Annotated in this window: 27 protein-coding genes; 5 read left to right on the plus strand and 22 right to left on the minus strand. The window is 70.2% G+C overall.

Annotation, left to right across the window (positions count from 1 at the left end; translation table 11 throughout):
• Positions 1-9: 9 nt before the first annotated feature.
• From AB0M35_RS17975 to AB0M35_RS17990, 4 genes are all read left to right on the plus strand, one after another.
• On the plus strand, positions 10-519 hold the full coding sequence (locus tag AB0M35_RS17975) for a hypothetical protein (RefSeq protein WP_363746565.1): 510 nt from the start codon (positions 10-12) through the stop codon (positions 517-519).
• A complete protein-coding gene (locus AB0M35_RS17980) occupies positions 519-1,013 on the plus strand; it encodes a hypothetical protein (protein ID WP_363746567.1) in 495 nt (164 codons plus the stop codon). The genes AB0M35_RS17975 and AB0M35_RS17980 overlap by 1 nt, the downstream gene beginning before the upstream one ends.
• A gap of 138 nt (positions 1,014-1,151) precedes the next feature.
• The gene (locus AB0M35_RS17985; protein ID WP_363746569.1) at positions 1,152-1,724 is read left to right on the plus strand and encodes a hypothetical protein; all 573 of its coding nucleotides are present in this window, start codon (positions 1,152-1,154) and stop codon (positions 1,722-1,724) included.
• A gap of 574 nt (positions 1,725-2,298) precedes the next feature.
• Positions 2,299-2,814, plus strand: a complete 516-nt coding sequence (locus AB0M35_RS17990; protein WP_363746571.1) for a hypothetical protein — start codon at positions 2,299-2,301, stop codon at positions 2,812-2,814.
• Between the two features lie 98 nt (positions 2,815-2,912).
• Here AB0M35_RS17990 and AB0M35_RS17995 read toward each other — a convergent pair whose 3' ends face one another.
• The 4 genes from AB0M35_RS17995 to AB0M35_RS18010 are packed head-to-tail and all read right to left on the minus strand — an operon-like array spanning position 2,913 to position 4,561.
• Positions 2,913-3,152 carry a hypothetical protein gene (locus AB0M35_RS17995; RefSeq protein WP_363746573.1) on the minus strand — a complete coding sequence of 80 codons (240 nt, stop codon included), beginning with the start codon at positions 3,150-3,152 and terminating at the stop codon, positions 2,913-2,915.
• Positions 3,153-3,164: 12 nt separating this feature from the next.
• Positions 3,165-3,479 (minus strand): hypothetical protein, encoded by a 315-nt coding sequence (locus AB0M35_RS18000; RefSeq protein ID WP_363746575.1) that lies wholly within the window; start codon positions 3,477-3,479, stop codon positions 3,165-3,167.
• Between the two features lie 9 nt (positions 3,480-3,488).
• Positions 3,489-3,872: a hypothetical protein gene (locus tag AB0M35_RS18005; RefSeq protein WP_363746577.1), complete on the minus strand. Its 384-nt coding sequence runs from the start codon at positions 3,870-3,872 to the stop codon at positions 3,489-3,491.
• The gene (locus tag AB0M35_RS18010; RefSeq protein WP_363746579.1) at positions 3,869-4,561 is read right to left on the minus strand and encodes a peptidoglycan-binding domain-containing protein; all 693 of its coding nucleotides are present in this window, start codon (positions 4,559-4,561) and stop codon (positions 3,869-3,871) included. The genes AB0M35_RS18005 and AB0M35_RS18010 overlap by 4 nt, the downstream gene beginning before the upstream one ends.
• 72 nt (positions 4,562-4,633) lie before the next feature.
• Here AB0M35_RS18010 and AB0M35_RS18015 point away from each other — a divergent pair, with 72 nt between their 5' ends.
• Positions 4,634-5,200, plus strand: coding sequence for a hypothetical protein (locus AB0M35_RS18015; protein ID WP_363746581.1), 567 nt, complete (start codon positions 4,634-4,636; stop codon positions 5,198-5,200).
• Here the strand turns inward: AB0M35_RS18015 and AB0M35_RS18020 are convergent.
• The 18 genes from AB0M35_RS18020 to AB0M35_RS18105 form a co-directional block, all read right to left on the minus strand.
• The gene (locus AB0M35_RS18020; protein WP_363746583.1) at positions 5,191-5,976 is read right to left on the minus strand and encodes a hypothetical protein; all 786 of its coding nucleotides are present in this window, start codon (positions 5,974-5,976) and stop codon (positions 5,191-5,193) included. The genes AB0M35_RS18015 and AB0M35_RS18020 overlap by 10 nt on opposite strands.
• A gap of 10 nt (positions 5,977-5,986) precedes the next feature.
• Positions 5,987-6,709 (minus strand): hypothetical protein, encoded by a 723-nt coding sequence (locus tag AB0M35_RS18025; RefSeq protein ID WP_363746584.1) that lies wholly within the window; start codon positions 6,707-6,709, stop codon positions 5,987-5,989.
• Complete coding sequence (locus tag AB0M35_RS18030; protein ID WP_363746586.1) at positions 6,709-7,830, minus strand: DUF5047 domain-containing protein; 1,122 nt, start codon at positions 7,828-7,830, stop codon at positions 6,709-6,711. The genes AB0M35_RS18025 and AB0M35_RS18030 overlap by 1 nt, the downstream gene beginning before the upstream one ends.
• Entirely contained in the window at positions 7,827-9,842 is a 2,016-nt protein-coding gene (locus AB0M35_RS18035) for a poly-gamma-glutamate hydrolase family protein (RefSeq protein WP_363746588.1), read from the minus strand. Before AB0M35_RS18035 ends, AB0M35_RS18030 begins: the two co-directional genes overlap by 4 nt.
• 2 nt (positions 9,843-9,844) lie before the next feature.
• Positions 9,845-12,769 carry a hypothetical protein gene (locus AB0M35_RS18040; RefSeq protein ID WP_363746590.1) on the minus strand — a complete coding sequence of 975 codons (2,925 nt, stop codon included), beginning with the start codon at positions 12,767-12,769 and terminating at the stop codon, positions 9,845-9,847.
• Positions 12,769-13,182 (minus strand): hypothetical protein, encoded by a 414-nt coding sequence (locus AB0M35_RS18045; RefSeq protein WP_363746592.1) that lies wholly within the window; start codon positions 13,180-13,182, stop codon positions 12,769-12,771. Before AB0M35_RS18045 ends, AB0M35_RS18040 begins: the two co-directional genes overlap by 1 nt.
• A gap of 191 nt (positions 13,183-13,373) precedes the next feature.
• Positions 13,374-13,661, minus strand: coding sequence for a hypothetical protein (locus AB0M35_RS18050; protein WP_363746594.1), 288 nt, complete (start codon positions 13,659-13,661; stop codon positions 13,374-13,376).
• Positions 13,662-13,670: 9 nt separating this feature from the next.
• Complete coding sequence (locus tag AB0M35_RS18055; protein WP_363746596.1) at positions 13,671-14,015, minus strand: hypothetical protein; 345 nt, start codon at positions 14,013-14,015, stop codon at positions 13,671-13,673.
• Positions 14,015-14,431 carry a hypothetical protein gene (locus tag AB0M35_RS18060; protein WP_363746597.1) on the minus strand — a complete coding sequence of 139 codons (417 nt, stop codon included), beginning with the start codon at positions 14,429-14,431 and terminating at the stop codon, positions 14,015-14,017. Before AB0M35_RS18060 ends, AB0M35_RS18055 begins: the two co-directional genes overlap by 1 nt.
• On the minus strand, positions 14,432-14,788 hold the full coding sequence (locus AB0M35_RS18065; protein ID WP_363746598.1) for a hypothetical protein: 357 nt from the start codon (positions 14,786-14,788) through the stop codon (positions 14,432-14,434).
• On the minus strand, positions 14,788-15,372 hold the full coding sequence (locus tag AB0M35_RS18070) for a phage gp6-like head-tail connector protein (RefSeq protein WP_363746600.1): 585 nt from the start codon (positions 15,370-15,372) through the stop codon (positions 14,788-14,790). The genes AB0M35_RS18065 and AB0M35_RS18070 overlap by 1 nt, the downstream gene beginning before the upstream one ends.
• Positions 15,373-15,409: 37 nt before the next feature.
• Complete coding sequence (locus AB0M35_RS18075) at positions 15,410-15,652, minus strand: hypothetical protein (RefSeq protein ID WP_363746601.1); 243 nt, start codon at positions 15,650-15,652, stop codon at positions 15,410-15,412.
• Positions 15,653-15,739: 87 nt separating this feature from the next.
• Positions 15,740-17,128, minus strand: coding sequence for a hypothetical protein (locus AB0M35_RS18080; protein ID WP_363746603.1), 1,389 nt, complete (start codon positions 17,126-17,128; stop codon positions 15,740-15,742).
• A 249-nt stretch (positions 17,129-17,377) separates the two neighbouring features.
• Positions 17,378-18,058: an HK97 family phage prohead protease gene (locus AB0M35_RS18085; protein ID WP_363746605.1), complete on the minus strand. Its 681-nt coding sequence runs from the start codon at positions 18,056-18,058 to the stop codon at positions 17,378-17,380.
• A complete protein-coding gene (locus tag AB0M35_RS18090; protein ID WP_363746607.1) occupies positions 18,055-19,224 on the minus strand; it encodes a phage portal protein in 1,170 nt (389 codons plus the stop codon). Before AB0M35_RS18090 ends, AB0M35_RS18085 begins: the two co-directional genes overlap by 4 nt.
• Positions 19,221-19,412, minus strand: a complete 192-nt coding sequence (locus AB0M35_RS18095; RefSeq protein ID WP_363746608.1) for a hypothetical protein — start codon at positions 19,410-19,412, stop codon at positions 19,221-19,223. The genes AB0M35_RS18090 and AB0M35_RS18095 overlap by 4 nt, the downstream gene beginning before the upstream one ends.
• A gap of 10 nt (positions 19,413-19,422) precedes the next feature.
• On the minus strand, positions 19,423-21,051 hold the full coding sequence (locus AB0M35_RS18100; protein WP_363746610.1) for a hypothetical protein: 1,629 nt from the start codon (positions 21,049-21,051) through the stop codon (positions 19,423-19,425).
• Positions 21,032-21,535, minus strand: a complete 504-nt coding sequence (locus AB0M35_RS18105) for a hypothetical protein (protein WP_363746612.1) — start codon at positions 21,533-21,535, stop codon at positions 21,032-21,034. Before AB0M35_RS18105 ends, AB0M35_RS18100 begins: the two co-directional genes overlap by 20 nt.
• Between the last annotated feature and the right edge of the window lie 501 nt (positions 21,536-22,036).

Below are 22,036 nucleotides of genomic sequence, written 5' to 3' on the forward strand. Positions count from 1 at the left end.
GAGCACACCATGTCCCCAACCGGTGTCGTGATCGTGCTGCTCCTGGCCATGATCATCGACTACATGTCGATCGGCCCCAACAGCATCCGCGACCGGATCGCCTTCGTGCTCGCGGTGCCGGCCATTCGAGAAGGCTTCGACGGCAGCCCACTCGACCAGGCGACCGTCGGCGCACTGCGAGACGTCATCCAGGCGCTGCTCGACGCCACCGACGGGGCCTACGTTGCCGGCGCGAGCATCAACGCAGTCATCGGGTTCCTGATCGCGCTGCTGTGGATCTACGCGCTCGGCTGCCTACTACCGGTCAAGAGCAGCAAGAAGCTCGGCAGGTTCGCCACCCTGACATTCCCGCAGAGCCCGCTCTACCGGCTCAACCTGCGGATGTGGCTGGTCGCCATACCGCTCGGGCTCATGTCCGACCTGCCGCAAGGACTGGTTGGCGATTTCACCCGCACGCTGCTCGACATCACCACGAACCTCATCGTCCCGCTACCCGCACTGCTGTTCGGAGCTGCCTGATGCTGACCACGACCTTGCTGGCCGCAGCCGAGGAACCGACCCGCGGCTGGGGCGGCCCGATCGCCCTGGGCATCGCCATCGCCATCTACATCGCGGGCGCGACCATCCACTACAACTACCGGGAGCGGCGGGGCCTCCCCTCCCCCACCGGGGAGGGTGACACCGATTTTGGTGTCAACCCGCAGGTCACGGTGGTGTCTGACACCGATGACACCAGCCGTGACACCACAGGGTGGTGGGGGCGAATCGTCGAGCGGGACGGTCGGCGGGTACGCGCAGCCGGGCCACCGCCGGACCGAGACGAGGCTGTCCACCTGGACCTCGTCGACGAGGAACCGGAAACGATCGAGGACGCGATCGGCCGGATGCTCGACCGTGGCTGCCCGTACGCGGAGATCGTCCGGCAGGTGATGGACGAGTTCGAGGTTTCTGAGGCCACCGCGAAGAGACGGATCCGGGACGTGCGCGCCGAGCGGATCGCCGCCGCGAGCTGACGCGGCCGGCTTCCCTGACCGGGCAGCGTCCCCTATCCCCCTAAACAGCCGGGGCTGGCTCCAACGAAGGGGCCAGCCCTCCCCGTGAGTCACCGACCCGACAGACCGACATTGATGGAGGAACCTACCGTGCGCCCCATGACCAATCCGCCCGCTTTACCCGAGCCTTCGCCTCAGCCTGCGCCCCCGCTCGGCCCTCCGATGCCGCCAGCCAAAAAGAAGAGCAAGCTGCCCTGGATCATCGGCGCTGTCGCGCTGGTCGTGCTGCTCTGCTTCGGTGGCTGCGCCGCCGTTCTGGCCGCCGCCGGCGACGCCGCTGACGAAGACAAGAAGGTCGCGCAGTCGGCCGCGCCCACGCCGAGGTCGAGTGCCGCAGCTGCTCCCGCCACGAGCGCCGCCGCACCCTCGTATCCGACGCCCAAACCGTCCGACTTCAAGCTCAAGGTGAAGATGCTGGACAAGCAGTGTTTCGGCTCGGCGGGCTGCAACGTGGAATTCCGGATCTCGGACCTGACGTACTCGGGCTCCGGTCTGGATCCGGACGCCACCTACGAACTCAGTTACAAGTTCAAAGGGTTGGAAGACCCGATGATCGGCACATTCGAGCTGGAGGGCGACGGCTCATATCGGATCGCCGAGCGAGAGTTCGGCTCGACGCGACGGTCGTCGGACAAGGTGACTGCTGTGGTCACGGAAGTCGAGGTCATGTAGGGGGTTGGGCGATAAAACGGCCCCACACCTCGGCCGAATCGGCCAAGGTGTGGGGCGTTGTCATTGGCTGCTCGGAACTGTCCGGCCGACGTCGGCCAGATGGCCGGTCCGTCGCCTATCTCAGAGGGTGATGGTTCCTCCCCGGACCACTGCACCGGGTTGCTCGGTCCAGTAGATCCCGTGGTCCGTCCGCGGCGCTGCGGAGGCTGAGGAGGCGGTCGAGGTGGGCGCGTCGGCCGGTACCACCGAGACCTCCCGCAAGACCACTGAACGGACAAGGGCCGACACGGAGGTGCCTCGTTCGGCGGCCACCTCTCGGAGTCGGGCTTGGTCGTCCTCGGAGATGCGGACTGAGATCACGGCGTCGCGTGGGTCCCTGGGCATGGATCGCTCCCTCTGGTTCGCGGTGGGGTGGAGGGGCCCCGGCGGGGATTCCCGCCGGCTCACCTTGCTTGTAGTACAGCACGCGCCATGACGTAAACAGAATAGCGAACTTGCGCGACGGTATGTCATACGTGCATCATGGTCAGCGTATACGACACCGCCAGGCAGGCGGTCTAGATGAAGGACAACGATGGCTACCTATCCCCCTCGCGGCTTCACGATCAACGCGATGATCTGTGACACCGCTTCCTCACCCGAGGGCAAGCTCTACATCCACGGTGGCGGCTGGAACCTGCTGACGACCAACATCTTCCCGTTCATCCAGCCGAGGATCGCCGTCGCTGGCGTCATCAGCGTCCCCTACACCGAGACGAACAAGGGACACGTCCTCGAGCTCCGCCTTGAGGACGAAGACGGCAAGCGCATCCCCCTAGGCTCGACGGTGACGGCTCCGGACGGCACTGCGGCGCGGGCTCCTGAGGGCATCCAGGCGCAGTTCACGCTGGGCCGGCCGCCGGACCTCCAGGCCGGTGACGCTCAGAGCCTCCCGATCGCGATCAACCTCGACCGCGTTCGCTTCGAGTCGCCCAGCGCCTACTCCTTCGTGATCACCATCGGAGGGGAAGAGATCACCAGGCTCCCGTTCCGCGTCGCGGCGTTCCCCGGTGTCGTGCTTGCCAGCGGGGGGCCTGGAGCCACCGCCTAGCTGAACACAGCAACGCCCCCGCTGGCCGAAGCCAGCGGGGGCCTTGCACGTTCATCGGTACCTACCGGGACGTCACCGGCGGTGCCGCATCGGCGATCCTACCGGCGCAGCAGCCGCGCCACCGTCGCCGGGGCGTACGCGGTACGCCGCGCCCACCACCCCGCCACCAGCGGCCCCACCACCGCGACCACACCCAGGATCGCGGCCTGCTGATCGGCGCTGAGCTCCAGACCGAACGCCACCAGCAGCGCGATCATGGCGGTCACCGCCGCGGTGATCGCGGCAGCCGACATGACCGGCTCGGTGCTGTCGGGGTTGGGGCTGTAGTTGCTCTGCATGGGTGAGCCTCCTCAGACTCTCGCAGTGCGGTCCCGCGCGGACGGCGGGACCGGGTCCGGTGGGATCGGCTCCACACCGGCAAGACGCAGCTGGTAGGCGTAGCCACCCGCCACCTGCCGCCAGTAGTCCCGGTCGCTCTCGGCGGACTCGGCGCGATCGTCGGCCTTGTCGCGGGCCCTGGCCAGATCCCGCACCGACTCCCGCTCGTGCGCCCGGGCCCCCTGCCGCAGCGACCCGACGCCGGAGAACAGCGCCTGGAGGAACGCCAGCCCGCCGCCGCCGAGCAGTGCAGCAATCGCAGCGGTGATCACCTCAGACGTGGACACGGGCCCCCCTCACTCGGCCTGACGGGTCGCCTCCAGGCGCACTACCGCCACGTCTCGCCAGCGACCCCACAGGAGCAGCCCGAATCCGCCGAGCGCGAGCGCAGCCACCACGGACGCCATCGACACCGTCGAGGCGAGCACTACGGCGTACGCGCCGAACGAGGCCGACAGCAGGGGGAGTCCGAGCAGCTCACCGATCCAACGGTCGGTCGCGGCACCGAACGCCGCCAGAGCGCCGCCCACGGCGAGGAATGTGGCCCAGAGGTAGACGAGCGGCCCCGTGGCCGCCTGGACGCTGGGGGTGGGGTACGCGGCGGCACCGATGCCGGCGGACGCCATCATGGTGTAGCCGGCGACCCGTGACCATCGGCGCGGCTGCGGCCCCACGGTCACGACTGCTCGGAGGTAGCGATGACCTCGCCGGAGATCGCGATGCGGGTCGGCGTACGCCCGGGCGGGCCAGCCGGACCGGGCTCACCCTGCGGGCCACGCGGACCCGCCGGACCGGACGGGCCAGCAGGCCCGGCCGGACCCCGGGCGCCGCTCGCCTTCATCACCGCGGTGACGGCTGCCTCCGTCTTGGAGCCCCAGACCCCGTCGATCGGCCCCGGGTCGAACCCGGCGGCCTTCGCGGCTCGCTGCAAGCCCTTGATCGCTTCCACTGTGAGCCCCCCTCCCGCCAGCCCCCACGGACTGGTGTTGTCGTACGGCCCGGCGCTCTTACCGTCCGGGCCGGTGCCCACGCTGACGTGCACATGCGTGGAGTGCGGATTGCTGCCGGTGTAGGTACGCCAGCCCTCGCTCGCGCGGGCCACGCTCCAGATCCGGCGGTTGAAGATGACGTACTTGAGCGCCGGGTGCCTCGGTGCGGCGACCAACTGCGCGGCGAAGTCGGCCAGGCGCAGCCCCTTGTCACCGAGCACGTCGACCGCGCAGACGACACCCTGGGCGTTGGGGTTGTGGTCGCTGGCGCCTGCGGCATGCGCCTGGTCGCCGATCGTCCACACCGTGGTGCCCGGATGCAGGGCCCGGATCTCATCACGCAGCACCTCAAGGCTGCGAGCCAGTCGCCATGACGCCATGAGCGGCTCCTATCTCGGCTACGTGCGCGGGCCGTTTACAGTCGGCCAGACTCCACATCGAAAGGTTTGATCATGAATCGGCGGCTATTCATCGCACTGGTCGCCGTCGTGGCCGCATTGTGGGCCGCCGCTGGCATCGCCTGGACCGCCGCGCCCGCCACCACAGCGGGGGCGGCGGTCTTCGTCGTGCCCTCGGCGCCGACCTACGCTCCACCCGCCGTGGAGGTCGCCGACGGACTGGCCGTCGACCAGGCCGAGGTCGCACGCGAGGTGCACCGCATCGTCAATGACCCTCGCGGTTGGCGTACGGATCTGGACCATCTGACCGTGCGGATCGTCCACCCAGGCACCTGGCGTACCCAGCCCATGCCGGGCCTGATCGGCTACGCCCACGGCGGGCATCGTCTGGCCGTCGTCACCGACGAGGCCTGGACCACTCTCGGTCCGCGGCTCGCCGCGGCCGGCGGCACCCTCGACGATCAGCGGACCTGGATCGTGCTGCACGAGATCGGACACCTGCTCGGCCATGAGCATGTGGAGGATTGCCCTGCTGGCTCAGGCCCGGCCCCGATCATGCGGCCAGTCGTCTACAAGATCGACGGATGCGACCTGAACGTCTGGCCGACCCCTCAGGCGTAGAGGTGCACCAGGACTATGCCCTGGGCGCCGCCGGCGCCGGACTGCGCAGCCGTGGACGGGCCGGCGACCGCGCCGGATCCGCCGCCGCCGTACAGGCCGCCCGCGACGCCGCCGTTGTTGCCGGTGGTCACTCCGTTGCCGCGGCCGCCGCCGCCCCGGTGCGACGAGCCGCCCTGGCCGGAGAGCGCGCCGGTTGCCCCGCCCCGGAACGCGGGCCCGCCGCCCTGGCCCTTGGCGTACCAGTCGCCCGTCGGGGTCGTACCCGAGGCGGTCCCGCCGTTGGCTCCGGCCGGGGTGGTCCCCGCGCCGAGCGCCACCCCTCCGCCCCCACCGGGGGCCACGCAGTGGCCACCGAAGCTGGCCGACGATCCGTTGTTGCCGTCATTGCCGACCGCGCCGGTGGCGCCGGCCGGCACGGTCACCGTCACTGACGCCGCCAGCGACGACATCGCCACCCACGCCGTCGACCAGTCCCCACCGGCGCCACCGGAGCCAGCGGCGGTCTGCCCCGACGACGTGGCCGCAGTGCCACCGCCGGCCCCGCCGGAGCCCTGACACTCGATCCGGGCGTACCGCGCCAGCGGATACGACGCCTTCGAGAACGTGTGGCTGCCCGTGGAGCTGTAGACGATCGTCTGCAGGTACCGGGCTCCGTCGTCAAGGCCGTCGATCACGGTCTCGACCGCCTCGGCGAGCCCTTGAGTGGCCAGGGGCAGATCGGGCTCATCCCCGCTGGTCAGATACGGGAATTGGTATTTGGAGGTAACGCCGCTCACTGGGTCCCCTTTACATGGCCAACACTGCGATTTGACGGGACTGAAATTCGACGTTGCCGGGCGTGGACCGGGTCCGGTATTTGAGCGTGAATGTATTCGATCCCGGTGTCAGGTCCTCAAACAAATACATCATTGCGCCCTGATGCCCGCCAGCCATCAATGCGGCTCCGGGGTTCGGGGCGACAGGATGCTGCAAGAAACTCCCGAGCGACCAGGCGGCGTCAGCGGCCCGCGTCGTGGCCCCCGACACCGCCACTGACACACCGCCGGTCGCGATCGGCCTCCAGTCGGAAGACTGCCCGTAGTCGGCAGTCCAGAACACCAGCGCACGGCCGGCAGGGCTGATCGTGACGGTCACCTCAGGCCCCACCGACGTGCCTGACAGGTCGCCGTATGTCGCGTCGTTGCGCGTGCCGGCCTCGTTGTTGGTGGCCACACGGATCTGCGCAAAAACCGCCGACAGAGCAGACGCCGCCTCGACACTGCCCGGAATGGTAATCCGGCCGAGAATAAACCAAGTCGAACCGCAGGTCAGAATCCCGACGACGGACCCGGGCGCCAACGAAAGCGCCTCATTCGTGTTGAGGATCGGTAAATCCTGCATCAGCGACCCGCCGACCTGAACCCGATTCTGGGCAGTCTGCCGGTCCCACTCCACTACGACACCCTGACGGAACCCAATCCCATCGGCTGGAGGCAACACCAGCAGAGACGCCACATCATCGGTGCGCATTATCCGATCACCCCTATGTTGATGAGTGTCTGCTCGCGGCTGGTCGCGGTCATCTCGCCGCTGGCAGTCAGCGGGACGGTCAGGCGCTCGATCACGTGCACCTCGGACCGCCCCGGAAATGTGACCCGCACCGGGTCCCACGGCTCCAACGCCGGATTCGGCACCATCGAGAAGTCGACGTTGTAGGGCGTGCCGAGCCGCGCCGCCAACATCGCTGAGGCCGCCGCACGAGCCTGCCCGTCATCGACGATGAACGGCGAGGCGTAGAAGTCAGGGACGGGCCCGAACGGCCCGTACCACCAGGTGGGCGACGACGGGTCGTTGTCAACCGCCACGGCACGGGCCGGGATCACCGTGTCGGCGCCCTCCCCGGTTACCACGATGCCGTTGTAGACGCCCTCGCGGCTCAGCTCCCTGGCCAGACGCACCAGCACCCCGCCCGGGCCGTGGGCGACCGTGACCACCGGGGCCGTCGACGGCGGCGGACTCTTGATCACCAAATGCCCCCGGTGATCCCAATACCAGATCTTGGCGTGCGCCGTCACCAGCTCGTGCAGGAACTCGTACCGGTCCTGCTCGACCATCAGCGACCGACGTAGCACGGTGCCGGACGTGTCGTCATCCCACTCGATCACGGCACTGGGATAGACCTCGCGCACCAGGTGCTCGACGACGGCGCCGACGGTGGACCCGACCCGATACTGGCGGGCCGCAACCAGCCGCGAGTCCTTGATACCAGCCATCCGATCCTGGCCGCTGATCCGGATCGGCCCGTCCGGCACCTGATCCTGGGCTGGCGTGTCGATCCGGTGGTACCCCAGGCTGACCCACTCGGTGCGGCCCGCGCTGTACCGGATCCCTCTCCTGATGTGGATCTCGTTTCCGTACGGCGCCAGCGGATCGGACGGCCGGGTGGGCCAGAGGCCGGCTCCTACCACGGTCATGTCCAGCGTGGAACGCACATCGGCGGTGCCGTCAAGCTGCACATCGCCGTCCTGGACGTCGAGTAGCAGCCCGTCCGGGGCGACACCGGTCTGCCCTGGGGCGACCACCCGCGCTTCCATCACCATGCGATGCGAGCCACAGACGGTACGGAGGAACTCCGCCGAGACGGGTCTCATGGCACCACCACGTCGACCGGGTCGCCGATCAGCTCCAGCAGGTCCGCGCACGTCGCATGGGCCGCGAGGAGGTCCGCGCACGTCGCGTACGTGTTCAGCACCGTCTGACAGGTCAACGTCGCCCCTACGACGTCGGGGCCCGGCGCCGCAACCTCGGTACACGGCAGCGCGAACACCCGCCGCCGGGACCGCCTCGACGGGCGGCTGATGTTGACGGTATCGATCGCCACGTAGCCGCCCGGCACGTCACAGTCGGCCGGAGTGTGGATCAGCATGGTGTCCCCGGCAGCCAGGACCAGGTCCAGATCGTCGGCGGCCGCCGGCGTCTCGGTGAGCAGCTCCACTGTCCACTGCCGGGAGCCGCGCAGGTCCGACACCACCACCGGCGCCGACCTGCCCACCACGGCGAACACCCCGTGGCGGGCGGCCCGCTCAACGGCGCTGAAATCCTTGACGATCACCTCGCGGTTGAGGAACGGACGGGCGACGCTCTTGAGCCACACACCGCCCAGCTCCGGCGTGATCTGCTCCGACTCCGCCCACAACGTGGCGCCCGTCTCCGGCTCGACCACCCGCACCCGATACCGGGTCGGTACCGCGTCGACGAACTCGTAGTCGTCCAGGCGCAGGTCCTCGCCGGCGGTGCCATCCAGACCCAGACCACCCCGCACCGGCGACCAGCGGATCCCGGACGTGGACCGCTCGACCACAGCCTGGCCCTGAGTGGCGATGTCGTCCCAGCTGGCCGTCACCGGCAGGCTGTTCGTGTTCGCCGCAGACAAGATCGACCGCACACCGACCCGACCGGCCGCGGTCACGTTGGTGTCGGTAGCGGTCAACTGCCAGGTGGCGGGCTCCGGCGCAGAGGCCAGCCACGCTTTGGCGCGCAGCGTCGACCCGATCACCTGTAGCCGGACCCTGACTGGCGTGTTGGCCACGTGAGTCAGGCTGGTGGTGTGCTGGGAGATCAGCGTCTCCGTGCCGGACACCCGCCGCCGCAGCGTCAGGATCACCGTTGCGGTGGCGGAGAACTCAACCCGGGCCAGGTAGCAGGTCGCCCCGTCATCGGTAGACCGAGCGACCAGCGCGAGGAAGTGGCCACCACCGGTCGCCAGCACGCCGGTGGACACCGACGCCGCCACATCTACATCCAGCAGCGAGGTGGCCGCCAGGGACCAGCGAGAGGTGTTCGTCGCACCCAGGACGTGCTGACCCACGCCGCCGGTCACCTGGAAGGCGTTGGCCGCGCCAGAGCGCAGCCACACCTGACCCGACTCGGCCTGGCCCCAGTCGTCGACCACGGTGCGGCCGGTGAAGGTGTCGCCCAGCCCAGGGGCGACACCCGCCATCCGGACGCGGGACAGCTGCGGGTCGTAGGAGAGCGGCAGCACCAGCACCGACTGGACGGCTGCCACGTACGCCCAGAACGCGGCTGTCCGCTGGCCGGACTCCCGCATCGCCCGGCTGGTGTCACCGCCGGGGAAGAAGCTCTCCCGTAGCGCGCGGCTCATCTCCAGTTGCACTCCGGCCCCGCTCCGGCCCCGGTTGCAGATGTTCTGTACGTTCGTGCCCGCGATCTCGGACGGCGCCGACACCACGGCGTATCCGGCGGCGGTCAACGCCGCGGCGACCAGGTCCCGCAGCCGGCCGTCCAGACCGCCGATCGCTGTCTCGGCCACTCCGGTGGTGCCGGCGTACCCGTGCCACGACAGGATCCGATCCGCGCCCGACACCAGCGACAGTGCCTGAGGCTCGTCGAAGTTCGTCGACGTGATGTGCAGCGTGTCGAAGTTGTCGGCCGGCTTCAACCCCGCAAACTCGTAGTACGCCATCCGGCCGTCGTCGCCGGCGACAGCCCGCGCCACCTCACCCGACCCGGCCTCGATACCACCACCGTGGATCGCGATGGACGCCCAGGTCGCACCCGCCGGCCGTACCGACGTACGCGAATAGTCCACCCCCTCAACCTCAGCCGCGGACAACTCCGCGAAGTTGGCGTACAGGTCGGCCATATCTAGCGCGCCCTCCCCGCTCCAGCGGTCACCCGCCGCCGCACCTGCCGGTTCTGCTCCCGGGTCTGCTCGGCCACCTCGACCCGCACCACATCCGTGATCTCACGGGTGCCGAGGAACACCCGCACCTCCGCGTGGACGCTCGTCGACGCGGCCGGCGCCGCGCCGCCACCGGTGCGCACAGCGGCCTCGATCATCGACGCGAGCCGCGACAGCGGGGCCACGGCCTCGTCCTGGCCACCCTCACCGATCACCGCGAGGGTGCCGCCCCGGGACGCCCGCACGATGCCGCCCCGGGCCAGCATCGGCAGCTGCGGCACGCTGATGCTCTTGCCGCCGACACCGGGGATCCAGCTGGGCGCGGTCCAGCTCAACCGGCCCACGGACCGGTTCCAGAACGAGGCGATCGAGTTGAACGCCGCCTTGAACGGGGCGGGAAGGATCGACTTGATCGCGGCGAGCCGGGACCGCAGCCGCCCGGGTAGCTCCTTCACCCAGGCCAGCAGATTGTTGAACCGATCGACCACCGAGCGGCGCAGATCGCCGACCCAGCCGGCCACCCGCCGGAACAGTGCGCGCCAGTTGTTGAAACTCTGGACGATCCTGTCCTTGAGCCACACCGCGACCGCCACGACCGCGCGGAACGCCGGCGTGACGATGTTCTTCCACCACCAGGTGACCGCGTTGGCCACCAACGTCCAGCCGCGTTTCATGTGCTCGAAGACGGGCTTGAAAGCCTTGTCCCACAACCACTGCGCAGCCACACCGACCGCACGCATCGCCGCGTCCACGATTTTGCGGAACGTCTCGGACTTCTTGTACGCGATGACGATCGCGGCGACCAGCGCGATGATCGCGATGATCACCAACCCGAGCGGGTTCGCCGACATGGCCGCATTCAGCAGCCATTGCGCTGCCGCCATCGCTTTCGCCGCAACGGTGGAGGCCACCGTCGCTACCCGCGATGCGATGGTGGAGATGGTGGATCGTTTCTGTGCCGCGTCGGTGGCGAGCTGCGCTGCTGCCTGCCCCCGTAGCAGGGCGGAGTTGGCGCGCACCGCCGCGCCCAGCCGGAACTGTGCGGCGGTCTGGGCGATCTGGATCGGGATCGACGCGACAGCTGCGACGTTGGCACCCAGCTGGGCGGCCTTCGCCGCGATCAACCCAGCCGCGAGGAACGGCAAGGCTGCCGTCACCGTGTCGAGGTTGTCGGCGAGGAACCCGACCACCACGCCGGCCACGTCGAAGGTGTCACGGAAGGTGGAGCCCTCGCTGGCGACGGTGGGCAGCACCTCAGCGACGCTGCCGAGGATGTCCCGCAGCCGCTCCAGCACGTTCCCGACGGTCTCTTGACCCTGGGCGGAGTCGAGCCACGCCCGCATCGCCGCGGTGCCGCGCTCGACGCTTTCGAGGAAGTTGCCGCCGTCGTCACCGGCCCGGAAGATGGCCCGGACGCTGCCGACGACGTTGGTGGTGATCTGCCACAGGGTGCGCAGCGCCGCGGTGCCGTCGCTGATCCACTGCTGCATCCGGCCCGACTCGCGGGCCGAGACCGCCCACGCCTCAAACTTCGTCGCGATCCGCTCGACCCAGCCACCGAACCCAGGCAAGAATCCGGATCCGACAGCGGCGAACTGCATGAACCCGCTGAGGAAGGGCCGGATCGACCGGCTGAGCCGCTCGGTCAGGCCAGCGGTACCGTCGAGCACCGCCGACACGTCCGCGATCCCCCGCCGGCTGTTCGCGTACGCGGCAACCGACCGCACCGTGGTGTTCCAGCCGCCCGCCATCCGGCCCAGCCACCGGGTCGCCAGCGGCAGGTAGTTGCCGGACAGCTGCCGCAGATCCCGGTCGACACCCCGCCAGGCCCGGTCCTGCGCGGCGCGGGCCGCAGCCGACCACGCCGGCACCAAATCCCGCAGCGTCACGATCACCCGGCGCGCGGACGGAGCCAGCTTGTCCAGAGCGTCCGTCGCCCCACCGATCCCGCCACCGCCGGCGGCGCCCTGGCTGGCCTGCCGGACCGCGTCCTGCGCATCGGCTAGCCGCTCTGCCGCTTCCGTGACCGCCCGCTGCGCCTCGGCCTGCCGATCCAGGGCAGCCTGCACCGCGTCGCTGCCCTCGACTCCCTTGCGGGCGGCCTCGGCCTGCTCCTGCGCCAGGTCCTCGTAGGAGTCGGTGGCGTTCTCGGCGCTGAGGATGGCCTGCCGCAGTGCCAGATCAGCGCGGCGGATCAGCTCGGGTGCCCGCTGCCGGGCGTCGTTGAGTTCCTCTTCGGCGCGGATGATCAGCCGGGCGTCGCCGGTCTCCCGGGCCCGCTGCAGCTGTTCCTCGGCCCGGGCCACCATCTGCTGCGCGTCGGCCAGCTCCCGCTCGGCGTCCTCCCGCCGGATCGCCGATTCCTCGGCCTCCATGGCGGCACCACGGGTGGCCCGTGACAGGTCGTCGAGCCGGTCGATCTCATCACGGCGGGCCCGTGTGACGGCCTCCTGCGCCCGTTGCGCGTCGCGGTGCGCATCAGCGAGCGCGCGAGTGGCTGCCCGGACCTGCCGGTGCGCGGCCTCCACCTGCCTGCCGGTGCGGACGGCTGTGCCGCCTCCACCACCGATCTGTTGCCCGGTGGCCTTCCAGGCGTCACCGAGCCCAGCTGTGATCGCCCGGAAGGCCAGCAGGCCGCCGATCGCCGCCGCCAGGAACGCCGGCAGAGCGGCGACGGCACCACCGGCCCGGGCCGCCGCCGCACCGAACGCGATCGCGTACGCGGCCGCACCGCCGAACGCCGCGCCCAGGGCGACGACCTTGCCGACGCTGCGGGTGATCTGACCGACCTGCGACTGCACACTGGACACCGCTGCCCGGGTCTGCGCCGCCGCCCGGGTCACCCCGGACGAGTCACCGCCGAACCGGATCGTGATCGTGCGTGCCATCACACCCCCCGGTCGATCGCCCGGACGACCCGCTCGGCACCGTCGGCCGACTCACGGTCGATTTCCGCCTTGCTGCGCAGGATCTCCGCCCACATCCAGTAGCTGCCGCTGCCCCGGTGCGGCCGGAACTGCGGCAACACCCTGGCCCCGTACTCCGAGCCGAACAGGATCTTGTAGGCGGGTGTGCCGCGCCGGCCGACCCGGGCCGAGCCGCCGGCGACGATCTCACCGCCGACCGCCCGCACCGTGCCCGCCATCAACGCCGACTGCCGCGAGTCCGACCGGGCGGCCCCCGCCACCCGGCCGGACAACGCCGCCGCCAACCGATACCCCGTCGCCTGCAACTGGCGGTCAGCCTCGGACGGCACCCGGGAGAGTGCCCGCAGCACCCCCCACACGCCATCCACGCGCACCGTGACCCGATCCACCCCGACCCACCCCTTCGGTCAGCCGCTCATCTGCGGCCCGTCGCCGCGGTGCGGCCGGTCATGGCGGTTCTGCTCAGCGAGCAGATGCAGGGCGGTCTCCAGGACCCTCGGATCCTCGGCCAGCCACGCCGCCGGCGGGATGCCGGAGTGCAGGGCCAGCGCGACTACCGCCCGGCTCAGCGAGCCGGCTGGGTAGGGTCCTTGTCACCGTCCGAGCCCGGCTTGGTGTCCTCGAACTCCATGTCGACCTTGAGCTGGAAGTCATCCAGCGTGCCAGCGAAGACGCCCTTGCGGACCGCCGCCCGGTACGCCACCCCGTAGAGGTCACCGATCTTCAGATCGGCCTCCAGCTTCGCGAAGCTGGCGCCCTTCGTGGTCTTCTCCCACATCAGGACGTCGCGCGACGTCGCGGTCAGCTCGACCTGGGCGTCCTGCCCGTCGATCGACAGCTTGAAGTCGAACACTGTGCTCCCTTACAGACCGATCACAGCGCGGGTCACGTCGGTGACCGCGCTGTAGTTGACATGGACTTTGCCCGCGGTCGGCTCACCCATCGGCTGCCCGAACGTGCGGGCCGGCAGCGGCCCGATCAGCCGCTGCTCACCGGCCGGCACCGACACCACCAGATCGGCGACGTTCAGGCCGTCCTGGGCGGCGGTGGCGTCCACCGTCACCGTGACAGCCGACTCCGCCTCGTTGACCACCCACAGCGCGACCGCACCGGCGTCGACGACGTCCCCGTCCGCCGGCGGCGCGGTCAGCTCCGGCTCCAGCCCCGCACGCACCACCCGCTGGGTGTCCACCACCTCGCGGGCCATCAGGCCGTCACCCGGCTGTAGACCGGCTTTCCGACGCACTGGAGCGTGATCTCGGTCTGCTCGGTCTCCCGCGCCTCGCCGCCCACGCTCGGCGCCTTGATGTTCAGCTTGCCTTCCCACCGGACGTGCTCGGCCGGGATGTCGGGGTGGTGATCGACCGAGAAGTCGACCACCTCACCGTCGTGCATCGTCAGCCAGTCGCTGAACCCGTTCTCACGCCAGTCGGCCAGCGCGGTCAGGTCCAGCGACCAGTCCGGGTCGGCCTCCTCGCGCACCTCCCCCTCGGGGCACTGCGTGTGGATCTTCTCGCCGTCCTCGGTGTTGTTGTTCATCTTCCAGCTCCGCACCTGGCACTGGAACGTCTCCGAGCCGATCGAGAGAACGATTTGCTTGATCTTGCGCTGATGGACGGACATCTACCCTCCCAGGGCGATCTCGACTTGGAACTGGTACGCCGGCAGATCACTACCGGCGCTGGACGGGTAGACACCCGGATCGGCGCGCAACAGCACCGCGTTGTCGACGCTGTCGATCGCCGCAGCCACCACCGGCACCAGACCGAGCAGCTGCTCGGTCGCGCCATCGCCGCCGGTCACCACCAGCCACACCGGATAGCGGCCCGTCGACGGCGCCGAGCTGTAGTCCTCCCACTCCAGAGCCGGCGGCCCGACCACCACGGCGGGCGGATCCACATCCGCGCTGGTCTGCGCGCTAAGGCCGGGGACCTCCGACAACGCGTCGCGCAGCAGCCCCACACCCTCAATCGCGTCCATCACGCGATCCCAGGCAGCACGTACGGGGCCAGCAGCGCCTCGACATCCGGATCCCACCTCGAGAGCCGGACCCCGCCGAACTCCTGTGTCTGCACCAGGCCCTCCGGGCTGTCCTTACGCAGGTACAGCCGGTTCGCGAGCAGCAACGCGGCCATGCCGATCTCCTCCGGCACCGCCGGCCAGCCCCACCGGGCCGTGACCTGGATTCGCCGCCACGGCCACCGATGACGGTGTGCCAGGACCAGGTAGGTGATCGGCTGGTCGAGCGCCAGCGTGTTGTCCGGGCCATGCCGCACGTCGGCGAGCACGCTCCACGTGTCGGTGCCAGTCTCGACCTCGACGATCAGGCCGTCGGTGCTGCCGATGTCGTCGACGAGCAGGCGACCGTCTGGGGTGACCCGACCCTGCACCTCGTACACCCGCGCCGACGGCGCATTGGCGAGACCGAAGCCGCCCGGCCGCCGCCCGGTCTTGCGGTCAATCGCCCGGCAGGACGTCCGTAGCGCCCGCAGCAGCACGTCCTGGGCGACTTGCGGACGGTTGCCGCGCATCGCGTTCAGTTCCTCTGGGGTGGCATACAGCACCGGCGGCACCTCCCGTCTGCGTGCGAACTACGGCCGGTCAGGCCGTCTGCTGCGGCGGCGCCTGACGCTCCTTCGGCACGTTGACCGGATCGCCCTTGGCGTTGTAGCCGCGCGCCTTCAGCTGCTCGTCGACCTGGCGGACCCGGTCGGTCAGCAGCTTCTTCTTCGCGTCGTCGGTGGCGGCTGCGGCCCGGCGGGCCAGGCCGGCGCGCTCGTGGACCAGGGCGGCGGCGGTGCCGGCCGGATTCGGGTCGTTGACGGTGCTCTTCTGCTCGCTCATCGCGGGATGCCTTCCGCTCGATGGGACTCGGATAGGGGTGGTGGTGCGTGGTGCCCGGCCGGCGAACCGGGCACCACCGCGGTTCGGTCAGGCGCCGGCGAACGTCGGGGCGGCCAGGCCGGTGCCGGAGATCTTCCGGGCGTGGGCGTAGCGGGCGTGGGTGTAGGCGAAGTAGCCGTACACGACCAGGACCACGCCCAGAGACTCGACCTTGGGCTGCTCCGCGCGGATGAACATCGGCGCGCTCGGGTCCTCCCACAGGTGGTGCTCGTTGCGGTCGCCGAGGTAGATCTCGTCCTCGTTGTCGTTGGTGCCGAGGGTCGTCGCGATGTTGTTGTCGACGATGACCGGCGTACCGTTGGGCAGGATGCCGCGCACACCACTGCCGTAGCGGGTGGCGTAGTTCGCGCCGAGGGTCTGCGCGACCACGCCCGGCTGCGTGATCATCGGGTACGAGGTGCCCATGGCGTTCTGCATCCAGTACCAGCGCCGCGAGTGCATCACCGCGATGTTGTCTCCGGACGCCTGATCCAGCAGCGCCGCCTCGACGCCGGCGAGCCCTTCGATCACCTTCGGGTACAGCTCAGCCGTGGTGGGCGTCGAGTCGGTGTAGGTGACCGACGTCGCGACCGCCGACAGGCCGGTGGTGCTCTGGTTGATCAGCGTGCTGTCCAGGTTCGTCGCGTACCGGCGGAACAGGTCGTCCAGCACGATCGACTCGGTGCCCGCACCGCGCTCGATCGACTGCCGGGACATGGTCTGCCGGCCGGCCGCCGTCTGCACCGGGATCGACATCAGCGTGTCGTCGATGTTGGTCTCGGAGACGTCGCTGTTCTCCGACGCCTGCAACGCCACGCTGGTGGCGGTGGTGATGCGGGAGATGTTGACCTGCATGCCCTGCGCCGGCAGTTGGTGCTGACGGATCGCGTCGGCGAACGGCCGGTTCGCGGCCACCGCCGGCGCGTACAGGTCGGTGAGGTACTGCGGCACGATCAGGCCCGCAAACGCACCCGTGCCGACCGCCCGCAGCTGGTCGCCACGCTCGGTGCGCTCCTCCTGCATGTGCCGGGACAGCCGGTCACGAGCCTCGTAGTCGCCGAAGAACGCCGCGGCGACGTCACGCTCGAAGGTCGCGCCGCGCGGGTCCTGGTCCTGGCGGTAGGTGCGCTCCTCGGCGCCGACCCGGGCCACCCGGTCGTACGCCGGCGCCCGGTTACCCGTCGGCTCGGTGCGGGCGGCCAGCTCCGCGACTTCGTTCTCCCGCCGCTGCTCTTCCTCCAACTCGGCCAGGTCGGCCTGGGCGCGGGTCACCGCGGCGTCGGCCTCGTCCCGAGCGGTCCGACGCTCGGTGACGGCCTCCTCGGTCAGGTTCGGGTCGATGCGCAGCGCCATCAGCGCGTCCTGCGCGGTCCGGCGTGCGGCGATCGCCTGGCGCAGCGTCTCCTGCGCCCTGGCGATCATCTCGGCGAGCGTCATGCTCGGCCTCCTGTTCGGTGAGTGATCGGTGGACGCCCGTCCAGGTCAGACGGCCACCCGAGGCCATGGCGCCGGGTGGTCTCGTGCGAGGCAGATCAGGCGATATACACCCGGCACCGGGGCGGTGCGGGTGGTGGTTTGGTGTACCCGGCCCGACTTGCACGGGCTGCAGTCGCGAGGAGGCACCAGCCGTCCCGGCGTCTGGGAGAGCCTCGACGTGTGGCGGGCACAGGCATGTGGTGCTGGCGGTCAGTCGCCGGCGAGTGCGAGCTCCAGCAGCGCCCGGGCGCGCGAGCTGTCGGACCGTGCCTGCTGACGCAGGCCGGCGTCGGTGGCCGGGTTCGCGCCGTAGCCGACGATCGCGGTGTCGCCGCGGTGCATGTCGACGCGCTCGATGCGGTACTGCGTCCAGTCCGGGGACCACACGCCGGACTCAATCCGGAACGCGAACGACATCTCGTCGACCAGGCCGCTGCGGAGCTTCGGCGCGATGTACGCCACGTCGACGTCGGCCGGGTCCAGGCGAGCCACGACCAGCAGGCCGGTGTCGTCGATCGACAGGTCCAGGGTGCCGGTGGTGGTGCGGGCGATACGGCGTAGCTGGTCGTGGCCGAGCACCAGCGGCACGTCCAGGTCCGCCCGCGCCAAGGTCTCGCTGAACGCGTCGGCCGAGATCACCTCGGTGTACGGGCCGTACCAGTCCCACATCTCGTACCCGCGTTCGGTCACCGACGCATGCCCGGTGAACTCGAGTACCGAGCCGTCGCCGGCGGCGTCGCGCAACTGCACTCCGGCGAGCGCCGCCCGCACCGACGCCCGGGAGCCGGCCGGCTCAGCCGAGCGCCGCTGCGACGGCCGGTCGGCACGCTGACGGACGTTCTGGCGACGCTCCGCCGCCGCTGCGGCGACATCCCGGGTGATCGTGGTCATGACTTCGCCTCCGTCGGCTGCGTGCGGGGAGCGCCGAATACCTTGTCGAACTGCGCCAGGTCGGCGTCGGTCAGTGGCGGCAGGTTGTCCAGGCCGCGCCCCTCGTCGGGCGTCAGCTGCCGGGAGTCCAGCCGAAGTTTGATCGTTCGGGCCCGGGTCTCCGGGTCCATGGCCAGCAACGCGTCCCTGTTCAGCTTCACGAACCGGGCACCGGGCACCAGCCGCGACAGCGCGGTCTCCCGCCGGGTCACCGCCGGCCCGAGCTTGAGGGTCAGGAACTGCAGGTTCCGCTGGGTGATGCTGGCGTAGGTGATCGCGCCGGTGGACACCGCCGCGTCGATCAAGTCGGCCGGCGCACCGAAGAACCGGGCGACGTCGGTCAGCCCGAACTCCCGGGTGCGCAGGAACTCCGAACTGGCGGCCACGGTCTGGATCGGCTTGTACTCCCAGTCGGAGCCGTGCACGAACAGGTCACCGTTGGTGACCGCTGCCCGGTAGAAGTCCTTCGCGATCTGTGCTTCCCGCTTGTCGATCTTCTTCGACGTGTTCTTGAGCTCCGCCATCGGGATGGCCGAGCCGCCGAACCAGTCGAGCGCGAACTGCTGCGCGCTGAGCGTTTCCTGCAGGCTCCACGCGGCGTACGCAACCGGCGACAGGCCCAGGGGCATACCAGCCACGGTGTACTGCCGCTCGTGCCAGATGTCCGCCAGCCGGTCTCCGGCGTAGACGTCCTTCCCGATCCGGACCTCAGTGATCCGCGACCCGGTCGCCCGGACCGTCACGTCGGACAGCGACACCAGCTCGATGAGAGCCGGCAGGTTGTGCCCGTTGCGTTCCAGCACCACACCGAAGGCGTTGCCCGCCCGGTCCAGATCGAACTGGCTAGCCCACAGCCACTCCTGAATGCCGACCTGCTCACCACCCGGGGTCACCAGCACCGGAGGTTTCGGTACCTCCACCTGCACGCCCTGCACGCGACGGTAGACGTCCACCGGCATGGTCGACACCAGATCCGCGCGCAGCGTCAGGCACGCCCAGACCGCCGAGTGCCGCAGCGCCGACTCGTTCGTCACCGCCGGGGAGGTCCGGGCCCGGGTCCGGTCGCCCAGCAGGTCCTGCGGACTGGTCAGGTTCGCGGCCCGAGCCGCTCGGCGGAACAGGCTCACAGCTGCTCACCCCGGGCCTGCTCGGGCCGCGCCTGCCGGTCGGCCAGCCACCGACCAGCCAGCACCACGATGCCGGCGGCCACCAGGCCGCCACCGGCGCCGGCGACCATGGCCACCGCCGCGCCGATACCGGCCGCCACGAGCAGCAGACCGAGCACGTCCAGCGCGGTGGTCACGACCTTGTACATCGGCTCCTCCTCACCCGAACGAATCGGCCACGTCGTAGTCGTCGTCGACCGCGAGGTGCTTGCGGGTCTCCAGGGCATGGATCGCCTTGATCGCCGCGTTGAGCGTCACGACGTTGCCGCTGGCTTTCCTGTCCAGCAGCCAGCTGTCCCCGGACGACTTCGTCCGGGCCACCTTGTACGCCTCGGTGAGCGCCGCCTGGCCCTCGTGCCGCACCGTGCCGTCGCGTACGCCGTTGAGCAGCACCCCGGTGTACGCGGCGATGTCGCGGACCATCGGCGAGGTGATCTCGCCGCGCTCCGGATCGCCGCTGCCCGAGACGACGAATCCGACGTCGAGCAGCGGCTGCTCCAGCTGCTTCGTTGGACCTCCGCCGACGTCGACGCCCCAGGCGACCGGCTTCCACTTCGTGTCCAACTCCCGGGCCCGCCCGGGAACCCAGTCGATGCCCGGCCCGTACTCGACGACCCGCAGGTGGTACTTCACCTCGCCGGTGCCGGGCCAGGCCGCGACGATCGCCGCCTGCGTGCCCTGCCAGTCACATTCGGCCCCGAAGGCGACGACGTCACCGGGCGCCTGGTGGATGTCCACCAGCTCGTTCCACCGGGCCACCGGCGGCACGTTCGGATCCGGCGGCAAGGTCTCGCCAGCCGGCCGGTTGAGGTACGCGCGGTCGAACTCTTCGAGCTTGCTCGCGAACTTCTCCAGCTCGCCGGCGATCACCGTCAGGGTCACCGTGTGCCGCCACTCGGGGGAGCACTCGCACTCACCCTCGGTCGGGCACAGCGCCGGCATCGACCTCAGCCACGTCGCCGGGTCCTCGCGGGGCCCGTCCAGGTCGGACCACTCCAGGTAGCAGATCTGCGTCGGCTGCCCGGACTCGACGACCTCGCGGCCGAGCTCCACCTTGGCCTTCATGTACGTCGACCTCGGCGTGCCCTGCGTCGATACCCGCCAGTGCTGCGGTGACCACCGCGTGGTCATCGCCGGGCTGTACGCCTGCTCCAGGCGGTGGTCCTCAGCCGACCAGAACTCGTCCTCCACGCCCAGGTCGAGCGACGGGCCGTGGCCGGAGGTCTCGGTGTTGGCCGTGATCCCGTCGAGCGCCCCGGTGTCCCAGATGATCGACTCTGAGCCGTTGGCCAGCCGCTTACGGAACCGGTCCTTGAGCGGCGAGGACTCCAGCAGCGGCAGGTGCTCCTCGACGAACTTCCGTCGCGCGGCGAGCAGCTTCTGCGCCGCGTAGAGGATGAACTGCCGGCTGCCCTGGGAGGGCCGGTACCGGACCGCCTCGCTGCCCATCTTGAGCGCCCGATGGGCCTTCACCGACAGGATCAGCGTGGTCTTGCCCGACTGACGCGGCACCACCAGCGTCACGTCCCGGTACACCAGGTGCCCGGTGTCGGGGTCGACCTCGAGAGCGGTGTCAGCGGCGTACCGCTGCCACGGCATCAGCGGCTGACCCAGCTGCGCGGCGATCCGCGCGACCCCGACCCCGTACGTCTTGCGATCCGGATTCCTGAGAGTGCCGACACGGGGCGGGCACGTCAGCCCGTATGCCGCGTAGATCTCCTCCGGCGTCATACCCGGCCGCAGCCGGACCGGTTCGATCCGTCGGCGGCTACTCAGCGCCGAGGTCATCGTCCTGCTCGGTCTCGACCGGCTTGAGCTCCCACAACCGGTCCAGGGTGTCGGCCAGCGCCTTGGCCACCGCCGCCGGCTGCCGCTTCTCGCCGCCGCCGTCGATCTCGGCCGCCAGCGCGTACGCCAGCTTTGCCAGGGCGAGCTGGCGGCCGGTCAGCTCGCCGAGGTCCTCCACGGCCTGCCGGGTCGCGTCCTGGACCTCGCCGCACGCCGGCGGCCGGTACGCCTCGTGCCCGAAGAGGTCGCGGTGCGCGCCGAGCAGCTGCCGCACCGGCACGTCGAGCGCGGCGGCCAGCCACACCAACTCCTCCGCCGTCGCGCACCGCCGGGCGCCCTCGATGTTCCGCAGCGCCGACGCGGTGAACGTCGACGGTGCGCCGGCGGCCCGGGCGGCGCCGGCGACGTCCTCCCGGGTGCTGCCCTGCGCCGCTCGCGCGGCCGTGATTTCGGCGCTGATCGCGGCAGTGATCGACTCGCTCACCGGCTGCTCCACCTGCTCAGATCCGGCCCCCGGTGGCGACCCGGGGGGAGAAAAATGCCACCTCGGGCGCGGGGTCGACCGCGCCTCGTGTGCTAAAAAACCACCACTGCAACGCTGTGACCTGTGCAGACGCGGCACGCGTTGCGGGATCACTCATCGACTCTCACCAGTCAGGTGAGGTGACCCAGAGGGTGGGGGCAGGTGCCTCGCCCGTACCACGCTGCTGGTTGCAGTTGCGTCGACAGGTCGGGCACCCAGGCGGGCCGTGCGACGGCCGCCAGTTCCACACTTCCATCCGGCCGCGTCGCTTCGACCTTGGGATCTTGTGGTCCACCTGGTTGGCACCACCATGGCCACAGATCCAGCACACCGGATGGTCTTCCAGGAACTGGGCTCGACGCTTGCGGTAGGCCCTGGAGTCCTCGCTGTGCTGGCTCACCCAGCCTCCCCAGATACACGAGCGCCCCGCACTGGTGGCGCGGGGCGCTCGGTCCCGGAGCC

The organism is Micromonospora sp. NPDC051196 (assembly GCF_040682415.1).
In the GTDB taxonomy this organism is placed as follows: Bacteria; Actinomycetota; Actinomycetes; order Mycobacteriales; family Micromonosporaceae; genus Micromonospora.

Coding starts and splice junctions, on each gene's coding strand:
- AB0M35_RS17995 (WP_363746573.1), bottom strand. CDS start 3,152: ATGCAGAGCAACTACAGCCCCAACCCCGACAGCACCGAGCCGGTCATG.
- AB0M35_RS17990 (WP_363746571.1), top strand. CDS start 2,299: ATGGCTACCTATCCCCCTCGCGGCTTCACGATCAACGCGATGATCTGT.
- AB0M35_RS17980 (WP_363746567.1), top strand. CDS start 519: ATGCTGACCACGACCTTGCTGGCCGCAGCCGAGGAACCGACCCGCGGC.
- AB0M35_RS18040 (WP_363746590.1), bottom strand. CDS start 12,769: ATGGCACGCACGATCACGATCCGGTTCGGCGGTGACTCGTCCGGGGTG.
- AB0M35_RS17975 (WP_363746565.1), top strand. CDS start 10: ATGTCCCCAACCGGTGTCGTGATCGTGCTGCTCCTGGCCATGATCATC.
- AB0M35_RS18025 (WP_363746584.1), bottom strand. CDS start 6,709: ATGCGCACCGATGATGTGGCGTCTCTGCTGGTGTTGCCTCCAGCCGAT.
- AB0M35_RS18080 (WP_363746603.1), bottom strand. CDS start 17,128: ATGACGCTCGCCGAGATGATCGCCAGGGCGCAGGAGACGCTGCGCCAG.
- AB0M35_RS18010 (WP_363746579.1), bottom strand. CDS start 4,561: ATGGCGTCATGGCGACTGGCTCGCAGCCTTGAGGTGCTGCGTGATGAG.
- AB0M35_RS18100 (WP_363746610.1), bottom strand. CDS start 21,051: ATGACCTCGGCGCTGAGTAGCCGCCGACGGATCGAACCGGTCCGGCTG.
- AB0M35_RS18075 (WP_363746601.1), bottom strand. CDS start 15,652: ATGAGCGAGCAGAAGAGCACCGTCAACGACCCGAATCCGGCCGGCACC.
- AB0M35_RS18085 (WP_363746605.1), bottom strand. CDS start 18,058: ATGACCACGATCACCCGGGATGTCGCCGCAGCGGCGGCGGAGCGTCGC.
- AB0M35_RS18030 (WP_363746586.1), bottom strand. CDS start 7,830: ATGAGACCCGTCTCGGCGGAGTTCCTCCGTACCGTCTGTGGCTCGCAT.
- AB0M35_RS17985 (WP_363746569.1), top strand. CDS start 1,152: ATGACCAATCCGCCCGCTTTACCCGAGCCTTCGCCTCAGCCTGCGCCC.
- AB0M35_RS18055 (WP_363746596.1), bottom strand. CDS start 14,015: ATGGCCCGCGAGGTGGTGGACACCCAGCGGGTGGTGCGTGCGGGGCTG.
- AB0M35_RS18065 (WP_363746598.1), bottom strand. CDS start 14,788: ATGGACGCGATTGAGGGTGTGGGGCTGCTGCGCGACGCGTTGTCGGAG.
- AB0M35_RS18015 (WP_363746581.1), top strand. CDS start 4,634: ATGAATCGGCGGCTATTCATCGCACTGGTCGCCGTCGTGGCCGCATTG.
- AB0M35_RS18035 (WP_363746588.1), bottom strand. CDS start 9,842: ATGGCCGACCTGTACGCCAACTTCGCGGAGTTGTCCGCGGCTGAGGTT.
- AB0M35_RS18095 (WP_363746608.1), bottom strand. CDS start 19,412: ATGTACAAGGTCGTGACCACCGCGCTGGACGTGCTCGGTCTGCTGCTC.
- AB0M35_RS18060 (WP_363746597.1), bottom strand. CDS start 14,431: ATGTCCGTCCATCAGCGCAAGATCAAGCAAATCGTTCTCTCGATCGGC.